The 26,350-nt window shown below is 48.4% G+C and carries 15 protein-coding genes and 1 pseudogene; 9 read left to right on the plus strand and 7 right to left on the minus strand.

The genetic code is table 11. The annotated features are described in order from the left end of the window. The first annotated feature begins 61 nt into the window (after positions 1 to 61). Positions 62 to 1,960 carry a CocE/NonD family hydrolase gene (locus tag KHX94_RS13650; protein WP_213681067.1) on the plus strand — a complete coding sequence of 633 codons (1,899 nt, stop codon included), beginning with the start codon at positions 62 to 64 and terminating at the stop codon, positions 1,958 to 1,960. A 55-nt stretch (positions 1,961 to 2,015) separates the two neighbouring features. On the opposite strand, the gene KHX94_RS13655 is transcribed toward KHX94_RS13650, so the two are convergent. Continuing rightward, positions 2,016 to 3,230, minus strand: a complete 1,215-nt coding sequence (locus KHX94_RS13655; RefSeq protein ID WP_213681068.1) for a phospholipase D-like domain-containing protein — start codon at positions 3,228 to 3,230, stop codon at positions 2,016 to 2,018. Between the two features lie 141 nt (positions 3,231 to 3,371). Further along, positions 3,372 to 4,742: a diguanylate cyclase domain-containing protein gene (locus KHX94_RS13660; RefSeq protein ID WP_213681069.1), complete on the minus strand. Its 1,371-nt coding sequence runs from the start codon at positions 4,740 to 4,742 to the stop codon at positions 3,372 to 3,374. 596 nt (positions 4,743 to 5,338) lie between these two features. On the opposite strand from KHX94_RS13660, the gene KHX94_RS13665 reads away from it, so the two are divergent. From KHX94_RS13665 to KHX94_RS13680, 4 genes are all read left to right on the plus strand, one after another. After that, complete coding sequence (locus KHX94_RS13665) at positions 5,339 to 6,244, plus strand: PhzF family phenazine biosynthesis protein (protein ID WP_213683443.1); 906 nt, start codon at positions 5,339 to 5,341, stop codon at positions 6,242 to 6,244. 363 nt (positions 6,245 to 6,607) lie between these two features. Continuing rightward, on the plus strand, positions 6,608 to 7,837 hold the full coding sequence (locus KHX94_RS13670; RefSeq protein WP_213681070.1) for an MFS transporter: 1,230 nt from the start codon (positions 6,608 to 6,610) through the stop codon (positions 7,835 to 7,837). Positions 7,838 to 7,923: 86 nt separating this feature from the next. Continuing rightward, positions 7,924 to 9,231: an alcohol dehydrogenase-like regulatory protein ErcA gene (gene ercA / locus KHX94_RS13675; protein ID WP_244859158.1), complete on the plus strand. Its 1,308-nt coding sequence runs from the start codon at positions 7,924 to 7,926 to the stop codon at positions 9,229 to 9,231. Continuing rightward, positions 9,215 to 11,383 carry a bifunctional diguanylate cyclase/phosphodiesterase gene (locus tag KHX94_RS13680; RefSeq protein WP_213681071.1) on the plus strand — a complete coding sequence of 723 codons (2,169 nt, stop codon included), beginning with the start codon at positions 9,215 to 9,217 and terminating at the stop codon, positions 11,381 to 11,383. The genes ercA and KHX94_RS13680 overlap by 17 nt, the downstream gene beginning before the upstream one ends. A 63-nt stretch (positions 11,384 to 11,446) precedes the next feature. Here the strand turns inward: KHX94_RS13680 and phoA are convergent, their stop codons facing one another. Then, complete coding sequence (gene phoA / locus KHX94_RS13685; protein ID WP_213681072.1) at positions 11,447 to 12,847, minus strand: alkaline phosphatase; 1,401 nt, start codon at positions 12,845 to 12,847, stop codon at positions 11,447 to 11,449. A gap of 39 nt (positions 12,848 to 12,886) precedes the next feature. Here phoA and KHX94_RS13690 point away from each other — a divergent pair, with 39 nt between their 5' ends. The 3 genes from KHX94_RS13690 to KHX94_RS13700 all read left to right on the plus strand — a co-directional run bounded on the left by KHX94_RS13690 (position 12,887) and on the right by KHX94_RS13700 (position 16,239). After that, the gene (locus KHX94_RS13690) at positions 12,887 to 13,519 is read left to right on the plus strand and encodes a hypothetical protein (RefSeq protein WP_213681073.1); all 633 of its coding nucleotides are present in this window, start codon (positions 12,887 to 12,889) and stop codon (positions 13,517 to 13,519) included. A 333-nt stretch (positions 13,520 to 13,852) separates the two neighbouring features. Next, positions 13,853 to 14,017 (plus strand): hypothetical protein, encoded by a 165-nt coding sequence (locus KHX94_RS13695; protein ID WP_213681074.1) that lies wholly within the window; start codon positions 13,853 to 13,855, stop codon positions 14,015 to 14,017. Positions 14,018 to 14,388: 371 nt separating this feature from the next. Further along, positions 14,389 to 16,239 carry an ATP-binding protein gene (locus KHX94_RS13700; RefSeq protein WP_213681075.1) on the plus strand — a complete coding sequence of 617 codons (1,851 nt, stop codon included), beginning with the start codon at positions 14,389 to 14,391 and terminating at the stop codon, positions 16,237 to 16,239. A 214-nt stretch (positions 16,240 to 16,453) separates the two neighbouring features. On the opposite strand, the gene KHX94_RS13705 is transcribed toward KHX94_RS13700, so the two are convergent. From KHX94_RS13705 to KHX94_RS13715, 4 genes are all read right to left on the minus strand, one after another. Beyond that, positions 16,454 to 17,485: a lipocalin-like domain-containing protein gene (locus KHX94_RS13705; RefSeq protein ID WP_213681076.1), complete on the minus strand. Its 1,032-nt coding sequence runs from the start codon at positions 17,483 to 17,485 to the stop codon at positions 16,454 to 16,456. 70 nt (positions 17,486 to 17,555) lie between these two features. Next, a complete protein-coding gene (locus KHX94_RS20610) occupies positions 17,556 to 18,449 on the minus strand; it encodes an FtsX-like permease family protein (RefSeq protein WP_244859160.1) in 894 nt (297 codons plus the stop codon). Then, complete coding sequence (locus KHX94_RS13710) at positions 18,433 to 20,085, minus strand: ABC transporter permease (protein ID WP_244859161.1); 1,653 nt, start codon at positions 20,083 to 20,085, stop codon at positions 18,433 to 18,435. The genes KHX94_RS20610 and KHX94_RS13710 overlap by 17 nt, the downstream gene beginning before the upstream one ends. Further along, positions 20,078 to 20,758: an ABC transporter ATP-binding protein gene (locus tag KHX94_RS13715; protein ID WP_213681077.1), complete on the minus strand. Its 681-nt coding sequence runs from the start codon at positions 20,756 to 20,758 to the stop codon at positions 20,078 to 20,080. The genes KHX94_RS13710 and KHX94_RS13715 overlap by 8 nt, the downstream gene beginning before the upstream one ends. 316 nt (positions 20,759 to 21,074) lie before the next feature. On the opposite strand from KHX94_RS13715, the pseudogene KHX94_RS13720 reads away from it, so the two are divergent. Then, positions 21,075 to 26,320, plus strand: a pseudogene (locus KHX94_RS13720) (PAS domain S-box protein). Positions 26,321 to 26,350: the final 30 nt, after the last annotated feature.

Consider the following 26,350-nt stretch of genomic DNA (forward strand, 5'->3'; position numbering starts at 1 on the left):
GCTACTGTAGGCGTATGCTTGATTCCCTACACTTAATCTAATAAAAACAATGAGGTTATTAATGAGATTGCATCCCCTGATGCTGGCACTTGCTGCAAGCACAGTATTTCCCGTGGCTTTTGCTGCTGATAAGGTCACGCCGATGACACCCGATGGTGTTGCCAGTTATGAGAAAATCCGTCCGCAAGCCGATTTTATCAAGCGGGTAGAGATGGTACCGATGCGTGATGGCACTAAGCTCTATACCGTTATCTTGATGAAAAAAGGCACCAAGAACGCGCCTATTTTACTGAGCCGTACGCCGTATGATGCCAAAGGCGCTTTTGAGCGCAGCGGTAGCCAGTCTATGCATGAAGTAGTGGATGTCATGGATGTAGAGTTTGTGGAAGATAACTACATTCGGGTGTATCAGGATATTCGTGGTCTGCACAATTCTGAGGGTGATTATGTGACTAACCGCCCTTTGGTTGGCCCGCTGAATAATACCGGCATTGATGAATCTACCGATGCTTATGACACCATCGACTGGCTGGTAAAACATGTGCCTGAAGCTAATGGCAATGTTGGCATTGTCGGCTCGTCTTATTTGGGATTTACTGCGTTGATGGCGGAAATCAACCCACATCCAGCGCTGAAGGCTGCGGTTCCTCAGAGCCCGATGGTGGATGGCTGGATCGGCGATGACTGGTTCCACAACGGGGCTTTTCGTAACGTTAATATTGGCTACTCAGTCGAGCAGGGCACTGCCAAAGCGGAAAGTAGCGGCATTGCGGTAGGCGCAGGTGATGATTACAGCCGTTTCCTGGAAGCTGGCTCTACCGGTGACTATCTGAAAAAGTGGGGCTTTGAACACTATCCGTTTATTCAAAAAATGGTGCAGAACCCGGCTTATAGTGATTTTTGGTCGTTGCAGGCCGTTGACAAAATCATGGCGCAGCAGCCTTTAAAAGTGCCGACTATGCTGGTTGTTGGACAGTGGGATCAAGAAGATTCATACGGCGCCCCAGCGGTATATAAGGTGATGGAACCTAAAGATAAACACAACGATAAGGTGTCTCTGGTGATTGGCCCGTGGCGCCACTCTGGCGTGAATCATTATGGTTATAATCTTGGCGCTTTGACCTTCACTGGCGATACCGCCCGCGAGTTCCGGGTGAAATACATGAAGCCATTTTTTGATCACTATCTGAAAGGCGCGCCAGATCCAAAAACGCCACCAGTGCTGACCTATGCCACAGGTGAAAACCATTGGAACGTATCACCGAAATGGCCGATGGGAACCCCCAAAAAGCTTTATATGACCGCCAATATGGGCTTGTCATTTAGCGCATCTGCCGATACCAAGGCACACGATGATTATGTTTCTGACCCGGCCAAACCTGTGCCGTTTATTCCTCGGCCGATCAATATGGAAGACCCATTCCAATGGAAGCCTTGGTTGGTGCAGGATCAGCGTTTTGCCTCCAGCCGTCCGGATGTGCTGGTGTATAGCAGTGATGTGCTAGACAAGCCAGTGCATATCATGGGCGCACCTATGGTGAACCTATTTGCCGCTACCTCTGGCACCGATGCTGACTGGGTAGTGAAGCTGGTGGATGTGTATCCCAACAGCACGACTGAAGGTGCAGCACAAGGCGCGGTTGGCCCAGAAATGACCGGCTTTGAATTACCAATAGGCATTGAGATTTTCCGCGGTCGTTATGTGCATGGTTTTGACAAACCGGCGGCGCTGACGCCAGGCAAGGTGGAACACTACCGTTTTGGCTTGCCGAATGTGGATCATGTATTCCTGCCAGGGCATAAGATTATGGTGCAGGTGCAGTCAACCCTGTTCCCGCTGTATGACCGTAACCCGCAGACGTTTGTCGATAATATCTTCTATGCCAAGCCAGCGGATTATCAAAAGGCGACCATGAGTGTATTCCACTCTTCTAATCTTGAGTTGCCAATAGCTAACTAGTTGATAGTAAATTAAAAAGCCGCTGAATTTCAGCGGCTTTTGTGTTATCGCTTGGCTATTTTGCCGTTGCCGGATGTGGCTTCGGATATGTTTTGTTGATATCCAGTGCCGCAGCGTAAGGGCTATTCCACAGTTGCCGTTGCAACTCGCCCAAGCGTTTCGCCATCGCTGGATTTTGAATGACTAATTCCAGATTCCGAGACGTATTCATGTAACCGCCTTCCCAGTTGCTGGTACCAATCCAGGCTATCTTGCCGTCAATTTCCATCGTTTTACTGTGCAAGGTGCGGGCAAACGGAATAAAGCCTTGCTTGGCTTCTGGTATGGTCACCACTTTCACGTCAATGTTAGGCAGCACTTGCAGGCTCTTTAGGTAATCAATATAAGGTTTGCCAGTATTCCAGGCGGAGATCATCAGGTGAATTTTCACCCCACGTTGGGCGGCGGCGCGTAGCGCATCATCGATGACCGCATAGTAGGGCGCGGGTTTTTTAACACTGTAAGACAGCGGTGCATAGGTCATTACAGTGATATAGACTTCCTGCTGCGCTTTCGCCAAAAGTTTTGGTAACTCAGTTTCAGAATCGCCGACTCCTGCTGGATTGTAGGCATTGGGGCTAGATACCAAATAGGCACTTTGGGATTCATCGGCCGCTACCACTTGCTGATTCAACACAGGTACTGGCTTACCTTCGGCCAGCAGTTGCTGCGCTTGCCAATCCACATTAAAAATGGCTTGTACCTGAGCTGCGACTTTGCTGTCGCTGATCAGCAGTCCAGTTTCATGGATGTGTTTCAGCGCGCGCCAGTCGAAGTTCTGGCTGCCAACAAAAGCACTCTTGCCATCAACCACAATATATTTTGCATGGATAATGCCGCCGCCGATTTTGCCAAAATCAATCAGTTGAAAGTTCAGATTGGGGATGCTTTTGATGGCAGTTAAGGTCGCTTCATTGGACATTCGCAGACCATGTTGATCCATCAGAAAACGAATTTTTACTCCGCGTTCACCCGCTTTGCGCAAATGCTCAAGGACAGGCTCTAACGGTTCACCGGCTTCACCCGTCACATAAAACTGGGCAATATCAATAGTCGTTTTGGCCGCATCGAACTGTTGGCACCAGATAGTCACGGGATCTGCCAGATCGGGATTATTCAGTGAGGTCTCCACTGGCGCAGTTTGCACTAGCTCAAATCCGGGAATGGAAAAGGCGGCATGGGCATTAAGGCTGAGCCCGAGCATACACAGACATAAAAAACGAAAACGCATTACGACTCCAATCGGGTATAAGTTCGTGGGCCATTATAATGGCTTGCATGACGATATTACTGCCACCTTTGTGACAGAGTGTTTCTATGGTGGGGAGTTTCGAACCATCACTATGATAAAAGCTCTTTGTGAAACAAGCTGTTAAATTGTCCAGTCGGCGTGTTTGCGTTGTTGTTTTGCTTGATACATGGCTTCGTCAGCAGCTGTAAGTAGCTGCTTAACCGTGATTTTTTGCCCAAGATAAATGGCTTTGCCAATACTGAGCGAGGGGAAAATCTGGTCGTTTTGCCATTGCATGGCTGTGGCTTCTACCCGATTGCGTAATTTCTGCACGATATGCGTTGCTAGCGTGTCATCAGTAATGCCGTTCAGGATCACTAAAAACTCGTCACCACCAATGCGGGCGACCGTGTCTGTGGCTCGGATATTATCGGAAAGTTTATCAGCAACATGGCGCAATAACTCATCACCGGCTTCATGTCCGAGTTCGTCATTGACTCGTTTGAAATCATTAAGATCGATATTAAGCAGGGTAAAACCAGCATCATTGTCTCGTTTGTTGATGGCTCGTTTTAACTGTTCCATAACAAAACGGCGATTGGGCAGTTTGGTGAGTTCATCCTGTAATGATGCAGTGTGGGCATATTGATAGTTTCGATAGAGCAGCACCACCGAAAGATATGCCAAGATAGCGGTAATCGTGCCCAGAGCATTAAGTATGCGGCGGTGGAGCGTTAGATCGCCAATGCTGTTCAGATCTATTTTGGCCGCCATCAACCACTTGCCGTTAGGTAGATTAATCGGATACAGCGCATCCGCCTGTTGGAATATTTCGCTAGTGCCATAAAATACTTTATCTAATGTGTCAGGGGTGAGTGACTGTTTTTTTATAGCAATATCAGCGCCTTGAAAATCACTGATACCGGATTTTTGCAACAGCAGATGATAATCTATCACCACGCTGACGGTACCCCAGTAATCCTTGTTAAGCGGATAATCAGAGAAAATTGGGTAACGTGCAATAAGAGCAATACCGCCTTGTACTAGCTCTAGCGGCCCGGCAATATAAACGCCCTGCAACTCTTCGGCTAGCTGTACGGTTTTGAGTTGTTCTGGATGGGTACGAAAGTCAAAACCAATGGCACTTTCGTTACCTTTGATTGGGTAAATGTGGGTAATAACATTATTAGGAGCTAAGCCAACGTTACGCACATATAACGCCTTTTTCAGCAGTTTTTCTGCAATCATTGACCAGTTCTTGGTAGCAAAAGTATGATCGAGAGTCACAACTGTTGCGAGGCTGTCGGCCAGATAGGTATCTTTATAGATAATCGTTTCAATGTTGGAGCGTACCAGTGCGAGATGGTTTCTCACTTCCTCTTTTTTAAAGCCAATTTCCTTATCAATAAATAGCTGGGTCATGGTGCGGACAATAACTATTGATGTCAGCGCAAATATGAGGCTGAAGAGCAAAAAGAACAGCTTCTCTTTACGACTGAGTCTCGATGACATAGCGTACCTGTTAACAGCATTTAATTGAACAGTATTCGCTCAGGCTGACATGATCTCCCAGAAGCCATCTGAGTGATTAACCTATTGAAACATAATATAGTATATGGGAAATCACCAGTAGCTGCTGCAAAATTATTTTAATCTGTTTAACTGCAGATGTTATTTCATCACGTAGAAATAATTCTGCCACTCAGTAATGTGGTGCGCAGGGACTGTAACAGACAATAATGTTTGCTTGATAAAGTTTAGACGACTGTGTGATTGGCAATGTTCGCTGCGGCACTTTAATTTCCGAAAAATCAGTCAGTGAAAAGGCATTTCATCATGGTGAGTGCCAATGTTTGCCTAATCTAATCCTGTCAAAGGCAATGATTGGCAATGTTATTGTCACGAGAACCAGCTAGTTAGTTCTTGGCATTCTAGCGATAACAATTTTCTATTTTATTGTTGCACCTGTTTAGGCATGTGTAGTCTTTGATGGTATATATGATTAGGAAATCGTTAACTAACAGATTTTAACTCTATAACCAGCTACTATATCGCGAACGCTTATTGTCGCCGAGTGTGGTGGCGTAGACACAGAGAAATTGATATTGATGGAAGTGACAGCTTTTTTGGTTAATTCTTTTACTGTAAATGGTACTGGAGGAAATCCTGCTGGCGTAGTGTTGCACGCAGATAATCTGTCTGATGAGGACAAATTAGCAATCGCTCAAGCGGTGGGATACTCTGAAACTGCATTTGTGTCTCAAGATGATGAAGTCGACTTTGCCTTGTCTTTTTTTACTATCACGGGGGAAGTGGATTTCTGTGGTCACGCAACATTAGCAGCATTTTCCATAATGTATCAGCAGGGAATTGTTACTGAAGGGCAATATGTTCAAAGGACGAAAGCTGGTGTACTTGCCGTAACTGTAGGGGCTAACGGTCAAGTTGTTATGGAGCAGCGGTTACCTGAACACTGTGGAAGGTTTAATTACCAAGAGATAGCAGCATTAATTGGAATTGAGCCGACCATTCTGGCACTGACTCAGTTACCTATTGAGGCTATTTCAACAGGCTTGCCTGATCTCATAGTTCCCGTGCCATATGGGTATCTAGATAAACTCAACGTTAATGAATATTTGCTCAGTGACTTCTGTAAAAAACATGCGGTTGTGGGTCTTCATGCATTTGAGTTGTGTGAGGGCAACCATGAACTGACAGCAAGTTGCCGAAATTTTGCTCCCTTGGTTGGTATTCCCGAAGAGTCTGCAACCGGCAGTGCCAGTGGTGCATTAGCATGTTATTTAACCAAATATCTTGCTGGTATGCATTCAAGTAATTTTATTTTTGAACAAGGACGAGCAATGGCTTGTATTTCAAGAATTACTGCATCGATTGAATCAAATGCACGGGCTATTCTTTCCGTTAAAGTGGGCGGTTTTGCTCAGCAGATCGGACTACAGAAAATTTCTTTACCATTAGGCAAAGGCAATAAAGAAACTATACGGTTAATTTAACGCTTGGGTTGACCGTTGAACGGTATCTTATCTTCACGCATGGATATTGCGTTAATTAGCTATCACTTGTATCAGAATTATCTTTGAAGTTTTTACAGAATTTAGATTAGTGAAATTTTGTATAAATCTGAATGCCCTCGAATTGTGAAACTAGCGGTTCTGTATTCGTTCAGACTAGCACTGGCGATCCTTTGGATAACACCATAACGTAACCTGGCTCGACAACATCCTAGAACCTAGAAAATGTGGTCGTTGCTCGCTTGGTTAAAGCTGTTTGCCGTGGTGTCGCTATTTGCTACTGGCAGCTCAATTTCTGCCTGTGGTAGCATCAAGCTTCTATAAGACTTTCATCAACTTCCTATTATGAGTGCTCCCTCTACGGCCGATGCCTTGCAGTCGCTACGTGCTTATCCGGCCTTCATGCGTTACTGGTGCGCGCGATTGGCGTCATCTTTTGGATTTCAGGTGTTATCGGTTGCCGTGGGGTGGCAGGTGTATGACATCACCCGTGATCCGCTGGATCTCGGGCTGATTGGTCTGGCACAGTTTGTTCCTTCAGTGTTGTTGGCATTGCCTGCTGGGCATGTGGCGGACCAATTCCCACGGCGAAAAATTGTGTTAATAACACAAAGCTGCCAATGGTTGGCGCTGCTGTTATTGGTGATTGGCAGTTGGCAGGGGTTTCTTAATGAAGGATTGATCCTGACACTGATATTTATCATCGGTGCTTTTAAGGCGTTTGAATTCCCGGCGTTAAAATCTATGGTGCCATCGCTGGTACCTGAAAGTTTGCTGCCTAGAGCCTTGGCGCTGGATGCTTCTGGCATGCAGATGGCCAGTATCGCCGGCCCGGCACTCGGCGGGCTGCTATATATTGGTGGCCCGGTACTGACTTATGGACTTTCGGCACTGCTGTATCTGGTATCGTTATCTGTGCTGCTGAAACTGCAATATCACTATGTGCCGGCCGTGCGTCAGCCCATGACGTTAAATACCCTGTTTGCCGGTGTGAGTTTTATCCGGGCGCGGCCGGTGATCCTCGGGGTCATCTCACTCGATCTGTTTGCTGTGTTGCTCGGTGGTGCCACGGCATTATTACCTGTATTTGCGCGCGACATACTGCATACCGGCCCTTGGGGCCTGGGGTTATTGCGTGCTGCTCCTGCCGTTGGTGCATTGTTGATGTCGTTCTGGTTGGCGCGACATACGCTGCAACAGCGGGTGGGCATGACCATGTTTGGTGCGGTTGCCGGATTTGGGGTGGCGACGCTGGTGTTTGCCTTGTCAACTAACTTGTGGTTGTCTCTGGTAGCATTGGCGGCACTGGGCGCCTTTGATATGGTCAGTATGGTGATCCGCGGCGCATTGGTGCAATTGGAAACGCCAGATGAGATGCGTGGCCGTGTGACCGCCGTTAATTCGATATTTATCAATACTTCTAATCAACTGGGTGAATTTGAATCCGGGGTATTGGCGGCACTGGTGGGGGCTGTTGGTGCCACCGTCATTGGGGGTGTGGGAACTCTGGTCGTGGTGGCCGCCTGGATGGTGATGTTCCCGCAGATACGCAACCGACAAAAGTTGAAAGAATAGTAAAAACGATTCTGTCACAGGCTTCTTGGGGGAAAGGGGTTACTCCCCAAGCATGATTACTTTCCCTTCGTAGATCATTCCTTCTGATGGCTCATTACGCGGCCATCCTGGCGTTTCTTCCTGTTACTCCTGCCATTCGCTATTGCGGCATTAATAATACGGTTTTGAGTTTTGACTTCGGTTGGCTGGTCTACACTGATTGTATGTACATGCTGAAGCTGAGTGGCGAGGTGAAAATGCCGTTGTATGAGATGCGAAAGTTTGTGGCACCTGAATTTATTTTCGGGGTGGGGGCGCGACACCGCGTTGGTTTTTATGCACGTATTATGCAGGCGCAGCGCGTGCTTATTGTGACTGATGCGGGGGTTATCGCTGCTGGATGGTTGCAGGATATTGAGCAGGACTTGCAGGAAGTCGGGATTGAGTATGCGGTGTTCAGTCAACTGACATCCAATCCAAAAGACGTTGAAGTCATGGCGGGGGCCCGCTTTTACGAAGAAAATGCCTGTGATGTGATTGTGGCATTAGGCGGCGGTAGCGTTATCGACTGTGCCAAAGCTATCGGCATTGTGCATGCCAACAACTGCGAGGTACATGTTTTTGAAGGGGTCGATAATGTGGATATTCCCGGCCCGCCGCTCATCTGTATTCCCACAACTGCTGGTACATCGGCAGATATCTCGCAGTTCTGTATCATAGTTAATTCGGTAGAACGCTACAAAATGGCAATTATCAGTAAGAGTGTGGTGCCGGATGTCGCCTTAGTTGACCCCGAAACCACAGTGACGCTGGATCCTTGCCTGACGGCCTGTACGGGTATCGATGCACTGACTCATGCTATTGAAGCCTTTGTTTCTACTGCAAATTCACCAATAGTTGATGTTCATGCCTTAGCGGCGATTGAACTGCTGTGGCGTAATTTAGACACCGCCGTCATGTTACCCACGGATTTATCTGCCCGTGAAAGCATGTTGCTTGGCAGTTTGCAGGCGGGGCTAGCATTTTCTAACGCCAGTCTGGGGGCGGTGCATGCGATGGCGCATTCACTGGGCGGGTATCTGGACTTGCCGCATGGCGCTTGTAACGCCTTACTGCTCGATCATGTCATCCGCTTCAATATCCGAGCTGCCCCAGACCGTTATCAACGTATTGCAGCGGCCATGGGATTGAATGTACAGGATCTTAATGAGCCGCAACGTGCTGTGCTGATAACCAATGCGCTGGCAGCTAAACGCAAAATGCTCGGGCTTACTGAGAAGATGAGTCACTGGGGCGTAAAATATGGCGATATCCCAGATCTGGCCCATCATGCGGTACGCGATGCCTGTTTGGTTACCAATCCTCGTCACGCTTCTGTTCACGATCTCAAGGTAATTTATGGCGAAGCGCTCTGAAGAAGAACGGCTACGAGAACAACGCAAGGCCAGCATTATCGGGCTAGGGGATCGTTCGGTTCGCAAAAGTTATTATCCGCAGTTACGGCAGAACATGGAGCGTTTGCAGCGGTTTCATACCTTATTGAACTATACCTCGGATTTTGTGGTGTTGATCAGTATGCCTGATGGCTTAATTTCTGATGCTAATGCCGCTTTTGCCCAGTTACTGGCGATGAGCCTTGATGACATCATCGGTACTCCCTTTAAGTCGCTGTCATTTTGCAAAGATTGCCAGCGCGTTGTGGCATTACTACAAGGGGATATGGACAGCCACGCCTACTTCAACCACCGCAACCATTCGTTGATTTCGCAAGGTGGCGATGCCAATAGCCCGAAATGGCTAGAGCTGAGTTTCAAAATGGCCAGCGTTGATCGGCAAAGTTACGGTGTGTTGGTTGGCCGTGATGTGACGGAACGTAAGCGTAATGACGAACTGATGAACAAGTTGCTGTCAGAAAAGGCGGCATTGTTGGACAACGCCTTAGTGGGCATTGTGAGTGTTCGCAACCGCTTGTTTGAGTCCTGTAATCGCCGTTTTGAAGAGATGTTGGGTTATCCGTCAGGGAGCTTAATTGGCAAAAGTACACGCATTATGTACCAGGAAGAAGACACCTATACGGCGCTTGGCGATGATGCGTATCGCACCATGAAAGACGGTGCCAAATATACCGCCAGGGTGATGCTACGGCGCGCCGATGGTTCAGAATTTCTCTGTGAGTTAACGGGGCAGCTTTATGAACCTAAACACCCAGAACGTGGCAGTATTTGGATGTTTAACGATGTCAACGAGCTGAAACTCGCGGAAGACAAAGCCCTGTTTCTTTCCCACCATGACTCACTCACTAAGTTACCCAATTATCAGTTACTCAGAGATCGACTATCGCAGGCGATATTTTTAGCCAATCTCAGCCATCAACAGGTGGCATTGGTGGTGATCGATATCGACCGTTTTAAAACCATCAATGACTCTCTAGGCTATGGTGTTGGTAATCAACTTTTGGTGCAGGCCGCCGCACGTATTCTTGAAGAAATCAGTGATGTTGATACGGTCAGTCGCCAGGGCGGCGATGAATTTTTGCTGTTGTTGCCTGGAATATCCCATGCGGATGACTGTATTTCAGTGGTCAGCCGACTGATGGCCAAGCTGGCTGAACCTTACTTTGTGGCCGATACCGAATTGCGGCTGTCGGTGTCAGTGGGCATCGCCCTTAGTCCTGCGGATGGTGATGAATTTGAAACGCTACTGAAAAAGGCCGATATGGCGATGTATCGTGCCAAATCGGAAGGGCGTGATACTTATCGTTTTTTTAACGAAGAGATGAACTACGAAGCCACCGAACAACTCAATATCCGAGTGGGGCTGCGTAAGGCATTGGAGTTGGATCAATTTCAACTGTTCTATCAGCCGCAACTGGATATTATCAGTGGCAAACTGGTGGGGGCTGAGGCACTGATCCGTTGGCAGCATCCCGAATTTGGCATGGTATCACCTGCGCATTTCATTCCGGTAGCAGAGGCATCGGGGTTAATTGTTCCCATTGGTGACTGGGTGTTGCAAGAGGCTTGTCGGGAGGTCGCGCGGTGGCGAGATGCTGGCATGCATCATCCGGTTGTGGCAGTAAATCTATCGGCGCTACAGTTTGCTCGCGGTAACATTGAACAGACCATTAGCAACGCGGTGGCTGATGCTGGGATTTTGCCACAGATGTTGGAGCTTGAGCTGACAGAGTCAATCATGATCCACAATACCGAACGGGTATTGGCGACAGTTAAGCGGTTAAAACAAAAAGGTTTTATATTCACCATCGATGATTTTGGTACGGGCTATTCCAGTCTACAGTACCTTAAACAGTTCGATGTCGATAAACTCAAAATCGATCAATCGTTTATACGTGATATTTGCGAAGATGAAGACGATGCTGCCATTGTGCGGGCGATAGTACAGATTGCTAAAAGCCTAGGGCTGAAAACCATTGCCGAAGGCGTGGAAACTGCTGCGGCAATGGCATTGTTGCAGCAATATCAGTGCGATGAGGTGCAAGGCTATTATGTGGCTAGACCCATGCCTGCAGCGCAGTTTATGCAGTTTTTGCAGCAACACAGCCGCTAAATGGTTGCTTGGCCAAGTAACAGCGTATGGGCGCCGTTACTTGGTATTTAATACGGTTGAGCGTTACGGTTTTAGCTCCAGAGCCCGGGCAATAGTAAAGTGCAGATCGGTTTGATCTGTTAGCCCGGTGACATTTGCGGCTTGCGGGCCATAGGCCGCAATGCGCAGTTGGGTGCCAGTGTGGCCCATGGTCTTTTCTTCTGAATTGCCATAACTGACACTCATCACCGCGCCATCTTTGGTAAGCAATGCCTCGGTAAGACCGGGTGCTTTGGCATCTGGATAGATGATTTGTGATGAATGCGCATGGTCGGCCGTTACAATCACTAGCGTATGACCATCGGCTTTGGCAAAGGCCAACGCCTGCTGCACCGCTTCGTCCAAATCCACGGTTTCACCGATCTGTCCGCAAGGATTGGCGGCATGATCTTGTTTATCGATAGAAGCCCCTTCTACTTGCAGGAAAAACCCTTTGGGGTTCACCTGTAGCAGTTCAATGGCTTTTTGCGTCATCTGTGCCAGCGTCGGTAGTGCAGCGCTACGCTCTGGGTTGGCTTTGCAGGTGACTGGCGGTTGCGTGATATTGCCATGATAGGAGGCTTTGGGCCCCTGCCAGCGCACCGGCATGTTGCCCGGGCTGAACAACCCCAACAAGGGTTGTTGTTGATTGGCCTGTGGTACCTGTTGCAGCGCCGCCAGGTTCTCGACCACGGTAAAGCCTCGGGCATTGGCCTGTTGCAGCAGCGTTTTACCCTGCCAGTCACCACTGGTGGCTAGCTCATCAAAGCTAGCTCGGCCGCCACCCAGTGTGACATCCGGTCTGGCATTCAGTAACTGCTCGGTGATGGAACCCAAACCGCTATTGGCTGCTAATGCTTCTGGACATTTCTCCGCTGTTACCTTGGGGCCGTAGCATTTGCGATAAGAGATATGTGCATATTGTGCGGCTGGGGTGGCATCCTGAATTTCGGCTGTTGACACATCACCGGTCGCCAGCCCCGCCATTTTAGCGAGTTCCAGCAGTGTGACATGGGCATCCCCAAAGACATCAACACTCAGCGCACCGTTGTAAGTTTTCGTCCCTGTACTCCAAGCGCTAGCAGAAGCCGCTGAATCTGTTACGTAATTGGGTTTATGGGTCTGCCTGTCCAGCGAATAATGGGTGTATTGTCCGGTGAGTGGCAGCGCATCAATACCTTTGAAAAAACCGCCAGCACCTTGCGCATAGTTACGGGCGATGGTGATTTCTGAATCGCCCATGCCATCACCAATCAGCAGAATGACATTTTTTACCTTAGCATCACTGAGCGAGGCTTTAAGATTGGCCGTAATATCTTGTTGTAAGCGCCGGGCTCCACCCGTTTGCGTCAAGTCACCATTGGCTGTGCGATTTAGCCAGTCGGAGTTGTTGGCTGCCGAGGCCAAAAGCGGCAGTAATAATGCTGTTAACAGCGTGTATTTCACTGAGTTCACCTTTTATCGAATCGATATTGCTAACGGGCGATGGTAGGCAAGATTTATGACAATGAGGTTACTCAGCACGGTTGTCCGCAGTATTTCCCAATGGCTAAAAAGCGACTGATGATCTCGAAATCTTTGTTGATTGTGTTATTGTCAACAGCGGTAACTTATTGCAGTAACTGGCAAAAGTATAAGGATTTCACTGCCATGACTCTCTCGATCCCATCGTTGCTGTCGTCATTATCCAGCGCGGGTAAAGCGATTAAATCCATCACCGATTGGTGGAAAAAATCCCGTGGTGATACGCGTGCCTTGCTCGGTGAACTAAAAGACAATCTGATTTATCTGGAAATGGTGGGGCGTGATGGGGTTCCTTTGGCAGCGGTGATCGACCAGCTGTCGCTCAAGGAATACCAACGGCTGAGGAAAGAAGGCTTTGATTTCAATCAGCTAAAAAGAGAGATTATTATTGCGGATCCCTCGCTGACTGGCACCGACTTACAATTCTGGGCCGGCAAAGATACTGCTGCATTGCTTGAGTCAATTTGCAGTAAAATCAATGAACTAAAATTACGTTATCCGCTACAAAAGGACGATGGACGGCAACGTTGGGGTGTGCGGGTCAACAATATCCGCAAGAAAATCTGGCTGCTGTTAAAACATACCCGTGACTGAGCAAGGCAGCTACGCAACGCGGTTGAAATATATTGTGGGTGAGGGATGAAGTCTCTTATTGGGGATTAAACTCTCATACTCAAAGGTGGATATCGGCGATATCATGGTCACTAATTACAAATTAAATTTTGCCCTATTCTGCTTAATTTGTGTGACTGGTAACCCACTCTGTAAGCAACAAGTTGCTCAACTTTTTGTAATGATACAAAGTCGTTATGGAATCGGCGGCAGTTCAAAGAATTATCCTTTGATGAACTGAATAGTGTATCAAGTGACATGGTTCAAGATCTTTATACTGGATTTATTGAAAGGACTTAGCTTCAAGGTAAAGGAATGCGTAATATCAATAATTATATGCTTTGTGGATATTTGTTTTTTGTTGTTTTGCTGTTGTTACCTATTGATGGTGGTTTTAGGGCATTGGGAGTGATAATAGTTAATATTGTTTTATTTGCTATCTACTATTTCATTAATCGTGGTGATAAAAGCGATAACTAAATGCCCCAAGATGATTTAGCAGTGTGATTCTCGACTAACCTTTACACGCCATGATTGACCAAATTTTAGTAATGAGACAAAGTTGATCAAGCTTTTTGTTTTCAGGCACACTTGAAGCGTTAGCGTCGCAGGTGAAAAGAGCTTGCACGCAGCCACCGCCAGCCAGCTTCAAGTGAGGAACAAACATTCTCAATGTTGGCGGAATACGGAGAGTTCAGATACAAGGAAGTCAAAAAGCCCATCATCATGCACATCTCCTACGTAATCTGTCACTCACAAAACAAGCCACAGCAACGGACACGGAAAACCGCGCCGTTGCGTTATGTGTCCAGCTAGACGAACCATAGATACTCAGTAATGGAGAGTGAACATTGAAAATATCCAGTTTAACACTTAAGAACTTTCGAGCTTATAGCAATGTTTTTGTGAAATTTGATGATAATTTCAATGTCATCATTGGTAGGAATGATGTCGGTAAATCGACAATCCTTGAAGCATTGGAAATATTCTTTAATAACGAGACAGTAAAAATAGACATAGGAGATCACAATGTTCATGTGGCTGACCCAGAGATGTCTATTCAAGTCTCTTTCAGCCCAGACGATAAGCAATATACCATAGACACTGTGCCAACCGATTTACATAGAGAGTATCTCCTCGATGAAAACGGTGAACTAACCATTAAGAAGTCTTGGGATTGCTCGAAAGATAAACTGACTGCCACATCATTAAAAACTTATATAATTGCTAATTACCCAAAAGTATTCGAAGAGCCTTTAATATCTTTAAAAATTGCCGACCTTAAGAAAATGCTAGATTCTTATGGGGATAAACTGGATGTTAAAGAGGTTAAAAAGAATAAGAGTTCATCTATTAGACAAGCGATATATGAAGTAGAGGATATGGCAGAATTTTCGCTTAGAGACATTCCGATTGATAAAGAAGATGGGAAGAAAATATGGGATTCTCTTAAACTTGACCTCCCCTTGTTCTTTATATTTCAATCTGACCGTGCCAATAAGGATTCCGATAAAAAAGTTCAAGATCCATTAAAGGCTATAACAAAAACAGCAATTGGTCAGCTCGAACAAGAATTAGAGAAAGTAAAAGAACAAATACGAATAAAAGCTGAAAATCTAGGTAATAGAACTTTAGAAAAACTAAAGGAAATGAACCCAGAAATCGCTGAAGTCCTTACTCCGCAAATGACTAATAAAGCATGGGATTCTCTATTCTCCTTCTCGTTTAATTGTGATGATGGTATTCCGATTAACAAACGAGGAAGCGGAGTACGGCGTTTAATACTTTTAAACTACTTCAGAGCTGAAGCAGAAAGAAAAAACTCAGAGGAACGTAACGTAATATATGCAATTGAGGAGCCAGAAACATCTCAACATCCTGATTGGCAGGTCGAGTTGTTTAATGCACTTGTTGAGCTTTCTGAAAATCCAAGCACTCAAGTGCTCATAACAACTCATAGCCCGTCTTTAGCTGGGCTTGTGTGCCCAGATAATATATTGTTTGTATACAAAAATGAGCAGGATATCAAAGTCAAGAAAGGTGGCAACGATAATCTTCAAGTTATCGCCGATACTCTTGGGCTTCTTCCTAATGTTTCAATTACATTAGAAAGCAACGGAATTAAAGCAATATTATGTGTTGAAGGGCCTTCTGATATTGAATTCTTTAATCACATTGGCAAGCTTTTTGGTATTGATCTAGAAAATGATGGCAGGGTTCTAGTTCTGTGCTTGGGTGGTGGGACTTTGATGCATTGGGTAAATAAAAATTATCTAGCAAAGCTAAATAAGCCCGAAATTCACATTTATGATAACGATGTTTCCAAATATCAATTGGCTATTGATGAAGTGAATGCAAGAGGTAACGGTTGGGGAACACTCACCAATATGTGTGAAATGGAAAACTATATTCATCCATCACTGATATCTCAGGTCTACCATATTCAAGAAGAATTCTTTCCTACACAAGGTGAGTGGCAAGAAGAGTGGAGTTCTAAAAATATTCCGAAGGAACTATCCTCATTCTTGAAGCAACTTAAAGCAAATGGTAACAATGAAATTACAGACGAAGGGCAAAGTTCAATAAAACGAATCCTTTCCAGTAAGGCAGCGCCACTAATGACAGTCGATCTACTTAAGGATTTGTCAGCATACGATGAAGTGAATGGCTGGTTTGAACAATTGAATGGGTTAATTCAATGAGTCTGAGGCCACACATAACAAGTCAAAGCGCGCGGCTGTTGCTACGCGCCGTCGGTGTTTGAGGCGTTAAACCATAGAAAATTTAATCCAAAACAGACAATTAGAGTTAAGGCTTTAACTCGAAAATGTCAACAATGAGTCTGACCAGTGTTACTATGACCCGCTTGAACATAGTGAAAGCCGCTGTCCTATGTAAGTGGTGCGGTGGCTGAACTCAGTAGCCGGTAAGTTCCAAGTAGCCGACGCCTTGCTGGCTGCCGCTGATACTGATGGGACCTTCCCAGTAAGCAACCGACAACGGCATGACCGCATTGCGATTAAGCGCGGTAATATCGAGTTCCAGTTGTTCTGAGGGCAAGGATAGATGCCAATCTACCGGGTAACGGCCGCTAGCAGTTTGCTGCCAAGCGGTTGGTTGCATACTGATATCCTGGGCGCTGAGTTGTCGGCTGCGACCATCAGGGAACATACGTTTGCCGCTATAAAACGGCTTATCGTTTGTGCCACTTCCTCTTAGCTGGAACAACATCAGACTTGAGCCATCGTTAAGATGCAGCGCAAACCAGTCCCAGCCCTGCTGTTGCCGACTGAGAAATTCAGAACTCCATTCCCTATCTAACCAGGCAACACCACTGACATGTTGCCAATCTCCCTGATGCCGCACTTTGCCATCTACCTGAATAAATGGCTGGCTGTAGTAATAGGATGCAACCTTGCCATCGGCACTTTTTCGGCTATAGCCTTGATCGCCTTGCAGAATCAAGGGCGCACTAGCGGAAAGTTGTAGTTGGTAGGCAAATTGCGCGTCAGTTACTGCAAGCGTTGCAGGTAGCAGGCCGTTATTAGGCGTATTGGGTGCCATTTGTGCCTGCCATTGCCAGTCATCCAGTCGTACCAATAATGGCGGCCCAGAGATCAGTGCGGGTGCTTGCGCGTTGTGCATTGCGCGTCCCCAGCGTTCTGCCGTGAGATGCTGAGTCTTAAATGTCAGTGCGGCGTGTGCCATAAATAACTGGTTACTGGCCCACGGTGATGGATTTTCAGGCGATGCTGCCGACAGTGCTATGCGAAACTGGGTCCACTGTAACCCTAGCGCCGTGCCGTCATCGGTGTGTAGATTGGCGGTGAGATACCACCATTCCTGACGAAACTTAGGATGTGCCTGGTGATCTTCTGGAAATACCAGCGCTTTGCCCGGCAATACTTGGGCAAAACCGCTATCAGTCCGGCCTAAAACCTGTCCCATTGGCGTGTTTTTTTCTGCAGGATTACAGGCGGTTAACAGCAAACATAAGAGCCATAAGTAGGGGTTAACTTCATAGTACCTCCTGTTGCAGTGCTGACACCATCGAGCGGCGGCTTTGCCAGTAAAGCGGTAATAGTACTGCCAACAGACAGCATGCTAATGACAAGCTAACCACTCGGCCATATGCCAGCCAGTCCCAGTGCTGCATAATGGTCCAGCCAAAGGCTTGCAAGGTGACTTTATGGATCAGCAAATAGCCGAGAATCGCCCCTAACGGCAATGCTAATAAACAGGTGAGCAACACGGCTAGCAGCAGTTGGCAGAGCAGCATCAACCACAACTGTTTTTGTGGTACCCCTAAGCTACGCAAGATTGCCAATGGCGCTTGTCTTGATTGGGTCAGCATCAATACTGCGCTGAATAGCCCTACAGCGGCGACCAGTAATGTCAGGGTATTCAACACCAGCGTGATACTAAAGGTCTTGTTAAATACCTTAAGCGCCTGTGTGCGGATCTTCTGCTGGCTGTATATTTGTGCCGGGTTTAGTCCCAACGCATTACCTATCTGCTGACCAAGATTATCAATGGCTTGTTGTCCACCCTCTATGCCTCCAAGTGCCAAGCTATAGGGTTGTGCGGGCAACTGCAGTTGCTGCCATAAAGTCTGTGCCGCTAACGCTTCACCTTTGGGATTGCCATAGTCAAAATACACCCCGGCTATTTGTGTTAGATGGGGCTGCTGACATTGGCGGTCCTGACACAAACGAACCTTATCTCCAACCTGTACAGCCAGTTTCAGCGCCAGCGGTTCGCTGATAAAAATCCCGGCGCCAGCTCCGACTTGTTGCACTGCTTGCTGCTGTTGTGAACGTCCCTCCGGTTGCTTAAATACCGTGGTTTGTGCAATCGATGTGGGGTCGCGGCTCAGCAAGTTGAGTGCCTGCACACTATTGCCGCTGGCCACATAATATGGTGCCTGGCCACTGGTAGTAACGCTTTAGTTTAGGCTCATTGACATCGAGATATTGCTGCAATGCCGCCATTTCACCGCTACCAGGGCGAATATACAGATCAGCGTGCAAGCGGGTATTGAGCCAACTGCGCAGGGTACTATCAAAACTGCCCACTAGGGTATTCATGGCAATGTTGGCACATAACGCCAGTAGCAACGCCATCATTGCCAGCGCCAATGGCGCCGTGAGTTCGCGGGTTTCCGCAATGGCATAACGCGGCAAACCTGCGGGAGCCAAGGGCGTTAATAGGCTGAGACTGGTCTGTAATATTTGCGGAAGCAGCAGTGGTATAGCAATGGTGAGCAGCCCCATCAATGCTAGACTCTGCGCATGTTCACGGCTGAAGGGATAGAGCGCCGCCGTCAATAACAGTAGCAGTGTTCCCAACATAAACAGTCGCCGATGAATCCGCCGATGCTGCTCCTGCTGTGCAAAACGTTGGGTGCCTTGGGCAATGCTACGTTGACACAACTGCCGGTATAACGGCACACAAGCCAACAAGGCGGCAATCAGCGTTAGTCCAGCACCTTGTGCCAGCCAAGACCATTGCCAATTGCCGGGTAACAGGGTGGCGCCATAAAGTTGCTCAAGAGTGACGGCTACCATAGGTTGCAGCCAATGGCTGAGCTGTAATGCCAACAAAAAACCGATAAAGGAACCAACGGCCACCAACAGTAACAGCTCCAGTAGCAGCGACAACATCAGTGCCCGGCGGCTGAGCCCTTGTTGCAGCAGTTGTAGTAGCAGGCGCTGCCGTTTCATCAGGCTATAACGCACACCGTTGTAGGCAATAAATAAACCCACCAGAAATGCCAGCATCCCCATGGCGTTAAGATTTAGATGGAAACTGCGGGTGAGATCGGTCAGCGCTTTGCCTTGATCTTGCTCGGTGAGCTGTAGTCCGCTCAGCGGCAGCTGGCTTTGGGCCAACTGGTGTTTTAGTTGTGCGGCATCACCGAACAAGGCGATATAACTTAAACGACCGGAAAGTTGCAGCAGCGGTTGTGCCACTGAGATATCCAGATACAAGCGATTTCCCAAATTCATGCTGTCGGGTAATGACTTTACCTGTAATAACTGACCACCAAGAGCAAGTTGTGCCGGGGCATTATCGCTAAAGCCCATTGCCCGATACTGACTGTGACTCACCAGCACTAAGGGCTGACCACTAAGCAATGCTGTTAGCGGTAACTCACCACCATCACTGGGCGTGTGTTGTGGCAAGCTGTGCAACGCCGCGATAATATCGCTGCCGTCTATCTGCCACTTCCGGCCTTGGCTGTCTTCAATGACACCACTGACGATCGGTAACGCGGCTATGCCTTGGCGTTTCAGCGCAAAATACAGGGATTCATCAAGGGTGGCATCTCTTCCGGTTGCGCTGATAAACAGGCTCGCCTGTTGCGCCAACGCCTCGCCCGCATGCTGATAACTGTGGATGGCATTATCGTTTGTTGCCTTAACCCCAATAAGCAGAGTTACGGCTAACACTACCCCCAGCAAAATAGCGCCTGCTTGCAACGGTGCCTGGCGATAATGCGCCAGATACACCCTTAGCGCTTGCCAGCCTAGGGATAAGTCATTCATGGACTTTACCCTGTTGCAGGTGCCAGCGCCGTTGCATGTGGGCGGCGGCGCTATCACTGTGGGTTACCATCAAAATGGCGCTGCCAGCATCGGCGGCGAGTTTGCACAATAGCTGCATCACTTCTTCTGCGGCGTCAGCATCCAGATTACCTGTGGGTTCATCGGCCAATAGCAGTGCTGGGCGATGTGCCAGCGCCCGAGCAATCGCAACCCGTTGCTGTTGCCCACCTGATAACTGTTCTACCGGACGCTGCGCCAGTTCGCTGATGCTGAGTTTTTGCAACAGATAATCGCACCAGTCATTCCATTTTTGCCCGAGCAGCGACAACGGAAACAGGACATTGTCATGTACATTCAGTGGTGTCAGCAGGTTGAATTGCTGGAAGATCACTCCCAGATGTTGGCGACGAAAACGGCTCCATTGTGGATCGTGCCAATGGCTGCAATCGGCACCTTGTAGCCACAGTTGACCACTGTCAGGATATTCAAAACCACCGATAATATTGAGTAGCGTACTCTTACCACTGCCGCTGGGGCCCGTAAGGGCTACGGTTTCAGCTGGGTGGATCAACAGATCAAGGCAATCTAGTACCCTATGGTACTGATCTCCATCATTAAACCCTTTACAGACCTGTGAGAGTTGCACCAGTGGTGGCTGGGGGACGATGGGCATTCTTTGTCCTTACAACAATTGCCAGTGGCGGCAAGCTATCCTTGGGCGCTAGTTTATCTGCTGAGGGCAAAACAGTTAAGTTAAAAACGATTATTAGCTGTGAGTCTGCGCACTAAAATTGAACGCGATTATTTATAAGAAAAAGCTGTTTTGTCATTGAGTTATTAGCGTTTTTACGCATCAAGTTGCTTGCGCAAATAGCCACTGGATGATTAAATAAATTCCGTTTGTCGCAGATGTGATGTGCCGTCTGTTGTCATCTGTAAAACACATCATCCCGTGGTAATGCGACCCAGCCAAGACAGGGAATTGCCAGATGCCTGAGTTAGCCTCTTTTCAAACGTTTCGCCACCGTATTATTTCGCATTTGGCATTGCCGCTTATCATCATGATGACCCTGCTATGTGGGATTGCTGGCTGGATTAACTATCAGGAAAAACAGCAAGCTTATTTTGCTGAATTGCGGGCAACCGCCCATAACGCCGCGCAGAAACTGCAATTTTCATTAAAGCTGGCGCAAGCTGACACGCAGACGTTGGCTTCCAGTCTCGACAATTTTGATGGTAAAAGTCGCGATATCCAGCCTAATTATCTCTACGCCATGCTGACGGAACGGCTGGAGCGTTATCCGCAGTTTTATGGTTCGGCCATTGCGTTTCGCAAGGGCTTTTTTGGTCATGACAAACGTTTTGCCCCCTATGCTTTTCGGCGCGATAACAGCATTGTCACCATGGATATTGGGATGGATGCTTATGACTATACCGATGGAAACTGGGCGTGGTGGAGTGAAGCGTTAAAACACCCTAACGGGGTATGGACGGCACCGTATTTTGATTCTGGTGCTGGCAATACCTTGATGATCACTTTTTCACAGCCTTTCGGCAATGAAGACAATTGGTTTGGGGTTGTCACTACCGATTTGGCGTTGTCATTATTGCCTCAGCGGCTTGGCGTCGCGGCGGATAAGCTACTGGTGGTGGATGACAACGGTATGCTGATCTATCGGCCTGGCGCCAGCATCACCGAACAGATCGCCCTGACAGACTGGTTGGCAAAAAATGCAACTGCCGATCTGCCATCCTTGGCGACCACGCAGATCCATGAAATGCAGCTGACGGACAGGAATAACGTTGCTTATCTAGCCAGTATTGCCCCTGTTGAGCCTTTAGGATGGCATGTGGTGGTGTTGACGCCGGAGCAGCACCTGTTAACTGCCGTATTAGGCGATTCTGCCTATCTGACATTTGTGTTGCTGGGGGTGATTTTGCTGTTGCTGATCAGCAGCTTATATACCGCCAGACGGCTGACTCAGCCACTGGAGCAGTTGGCTCAGGGCATCGAAGATTTCAGCCAGGGAAAACTCCTCCGCTTAACTCCGCCGACCCGCCGAACCGTTCAGGAAGTTGCCAGCCTCAGCAGAAAGTTCAACGAGTTGGCGGATGTCTTGCAACAGCGGGAACAAGCGTTACTGGATTCCCGTGGCAATCGGTTTGCTAGCCTGATTGATGGCATGAGCGACACGTCATTTTACTGCTCAATGGCGCCCGATGGTCAGTTAATCCAGGTGAGTGATGGGGTGGAAAAGGTGCTGGGCATCAATGCCGATACCCTGAAACGTAAATACCAGCGGTTGTTTTCCAGCAGTGCCATTAACGAGCAGAACTGGCAATACATGGAGCCAGGCATTGCAGGGGCAAAATGTACCACCACATCAGGTGGAGATGCAGGTCGCCAATGGGCAGTTGCGGCGTCTGGATGTATTTATGCAGCCGTTCATTGATGAACATGGACTGGTGGTGTCGGTGGAGATGCTGTTCAACGATGTCACCGAGCAGTTTTCTGCCGCTGCCTGGTCCAAGGCGGTGCTAGAAGCCGCCCCAGAAGCGATGCTGATCGTTGATGAAGATAGCCGCATAGTTTACAGCAACAGCCGCTGTCAGGAGTTGTTTGGTTATACCGCAGACGAAATGTTGGCATTATCAGTGGAAGATCTGATGCCGCCACAATTTCGTGAAGGTCACAAACGGCTCAATAACAACTTTGTTAACGGCGACAATAGCCGAACCATGGGCCTTGACCGAACATTCCCTGCGCAACGGGCGAACGGTAAGACCTTCCCGGCACAAATAGCATTGAGTCATTTACCTCTAGCCATTGATGGCAAGCGTCAAGCGGCAGCCTCTATCCGGGATATGACTGCGCAATTGGCGGTAGAGAAAAAATTCGTGACAGTGAAAGTCGCTTTCGTGGCCTTGTTGCCAACATCCCCGGCGCCATTTACCGCATCCGTATTGAAGGGGATTGGATCCTCGAATATATCAGTGATCATATCGCCGATATCAGTGGTTACCCCGCAGCTACCTTTATTGAAAACAAGCGTCGAGCCTACCGCACCATTATTGTGGAAGAGGATTTGCCTAAACGCGCTTATGCCATCAATGGCGCATTAGTTGAACAACGCCCAATTGATGTGGAATATCGTATTCGTCACCGGGATGGCAGCATCCGCTGGATCCATGAAAAAGCCAAGGCCACGTACGATGAACAAGGCGAGGCGCAGTGGTTTGATGGCAGTCTCAATGACATAACCGACAGCAAGTTGTCACAAGAGCGGTTGCGACAATCGCAAGAGCAACTGGAAACGATTACCGAATCCTTGCCGAGCACTGTCTATCAATTGTTGTGGAGTGACAGTGACAACCGCCGCTTTACCTTTCTCTCTAGCGCTGCGGTAGTCACTCTAGGATTGCCAAGACAGGCGGTTATGGACAACTTTAACATTGCCGCCGAACGTATCCCCGAGAGTGAACGCCAAGAGTTGCTGGAGTTACTGCGGGGAAGCCGAGGATTGCAGTGGAATACCACCTTCCGTTATCAATATCCTTCGGGTGGGGTGCGTTGGCTGGAAGCCGGTGCCCGCGGTTTGGCTCAAGCGGGGGAATTCTGTGGAATGGTTACCTGATGGATATCAGCGACCGCAAACAGATGGAACGCGAATTGGCGCAGCGCGAAGCTCATTTCCGGGCACTGTTTGACAACGCCGCTATCGGCATCGTCAATCTCGACGAGCAGGGCATGATAGTGGATTGCAATGACTGTTTCTGTCACTACATGGCCAGCACGCCAGAGGTATTAAAACGTAAACTTATCGGCGATCTGCTGTTGCCGGAACAGCGACAGGACGCGATTGCTACGTTTGATGCGTTAGTGAATGGTCAGCAAGATAGCATTTCCGGTGAATGGCGACTGTTGAATGCCAATGGTGAAATGATGTGGGCGGCGGTGAATGCCACGTTGCTCCAGAAACATCAGAATGGGGGCAACTCGGTAGTGCTGGCGGTGGCTAACATTAGTGACCTGAAACATCTCTCTGATGAATTAATGAATGCGAAAGATGCCGCCGATGCCGCCAGCCGTGCCAAGAGTGATTTCTTAGCCAATATGTCGCACGAGATCCGTACCCCGATGAACGCCATTATCGGCATGTCGCAATTATGCTTGCAGACGGCATTAGATAATAAGCAGCGGGACTATGTTGAAAAAATTGAGCGTGCATCGAAGTCACTGCTGGGGATCATCAACGATATCCTCGATTTTTCTAAGATAGAGGCCGGTAAACTGCAAATGGAATCCGTTCCCTTCCAGTTGGATGCCATTCTGGAAGATCTGGCCGATATGTTTGCCGTACGCGCCGCCGACAAACAACTGGAACTGTTATTTTCAGTCGCCCCCAATATTCCCACCTTACTGGAAGGCGATCCGCTGCGCCTGAATCAGATCCTGATCAACCTTATCGGCAACGCCATCAAATTCACCGAACAGGGCGAAGTTGAGTTATCTATCCACCAGCTGCAACAGCAAGGGGATGAGGTGACCTTAAGGTTTGCCGTGCGCGATACCGGCATCGGCTTGACCCGCGAGCAGCAGCAGAAATTATTCCATTCGTTCAGTCAGGCCGATAGTTCTACCACCCGTAAATATGGTGGAACCGGTCTAGGGCTGGCGATAAGTCGCCAGTTGGTGGAATTAATGGGCGGTGAAATTGGTGTCGAGAGCCTGTATGGCAATGGCAGCACCTTTTTCTTCTCGGCAAAGCTGAAAGTCTCTGATAATACAGGCATTAAGGTGGCGCAAGAGCTGGAAGGCATGCAATTGCTGGTGGTGGATGATAACGCCACCGCTCGCGATATTTTACGTACTACATTGGAGAGTATGGGGTTCCTGGTTGATACCGCGCGTGGCGGTGCCGAAGCCTTGCAGAAATTTTCCGAGAAACGCTACGGTATGGCACTGGTGGATTGGAAAATGCCGGAAATGGACGGTATCGCCACCGCACAACAGCTCAGCAAACTGGATAACAGCCCACTGATCATCATGATTTCAGCCCATGCCAGTGGCGATTTCATCAGGCAATTGCCCAGCTATGGTATCAGTGGTTATGTGGCGAAGCCTGTCAGCGCTTCGCGCTTGCTGGACAGCATTATGTTGGCTCTGGGCAAGGGTGGCCGTCTGCCGGTGAAGCGTCGCCCTGGTAATCTCGACAGTAAGCTGTTGCAGCAGTTGCAGGGCAAACATGTGCTGTTGGTAGAAGACAATGAGATGAACCAGGAAGTGGCTTGCGAGTTCCTCGAACAAGTGGGAATCGTGCTGACGTTAGCGGCTAATGGCCAACAAGCGTTGGAACAGTTGCAACGCCAGCGCTTCGATCTGGTGCTGATGGATTGTCAGATGCCGGTTATGGATGGTTATCAGGCCACGAGGGAACTGCGAAAAATTGACGGTTTACAGCAACTGCCAGTGGTAGCCATGACGGCCAATGCGATGGCGGGCGACCGCGAAAAATGCTTGGCAGCGGGAATGAACGACCATATTTCCAAACCGATAGAGGTGAGTTTGCTGTACAACATGCTGTTGCAGTATCTGGGGGACGATTCGCCGTCATTCGAAGCCCCATCCGTTGCGGCCGCGGTAGTGATCGCCTGGCCGGAACATCCCTTGCTGGATATCGACCGCGGTCTGCAACTGGTGCAGAACTCTGAACGATTGTATCGTCGTATCTTCGAGCGCTTCCTCCAAGGGCAAGCGCAGGTGGTTGATAAGATCCGTAAAGCGTTGGCACAGGGCGAACAAGAAACCGCAGTGCGACTGGCTCATACTCTGAAAGGCGTTGCCGGGAATCTGAGCTGTGAACCACTGGTGGTGTTGGCGCGGACTTTGGAATCGCAACTGCAACAGCAACAGGATTGTGAAGCGATTTTACAACAGACACAGGTGTTGGTGGATGAACTGGTGGTGGCTATTGAACATTGGTTGCAACTTAATGATGTTCCAGATGCCAACACGGCAGATTTGTTGGCTCCAGAGGTATTAAAGCAGGAGTTGGAACAACTGTTATTGCTGCTGGAGGATGCGGACGCTAGCGCTGTGCCACAGCTGCAAAAACTTCATGGTCGGGTGGATAAGCAACTGTGGCAACAGTTACAGCCAGTCAACACCATGGTGGCTAATTATCGTTTTGACGAGGCGCAGACCCTGGTGCAGTCGTTGTTGCAGCAGCTGTAAGCCGATACTTGGAAAATATACTTTGCCGGA

This window comes from Shewanella dokdonensis (assembly GCF_018394335.1).
GTDB classification, from domain to species: domain Bacteria; phylum Pseudomonadota; class Gammaproteobacteria; order Enterobacterales; family Shewanellaceae; genus Shewanella; species Shewanella dokdonensis.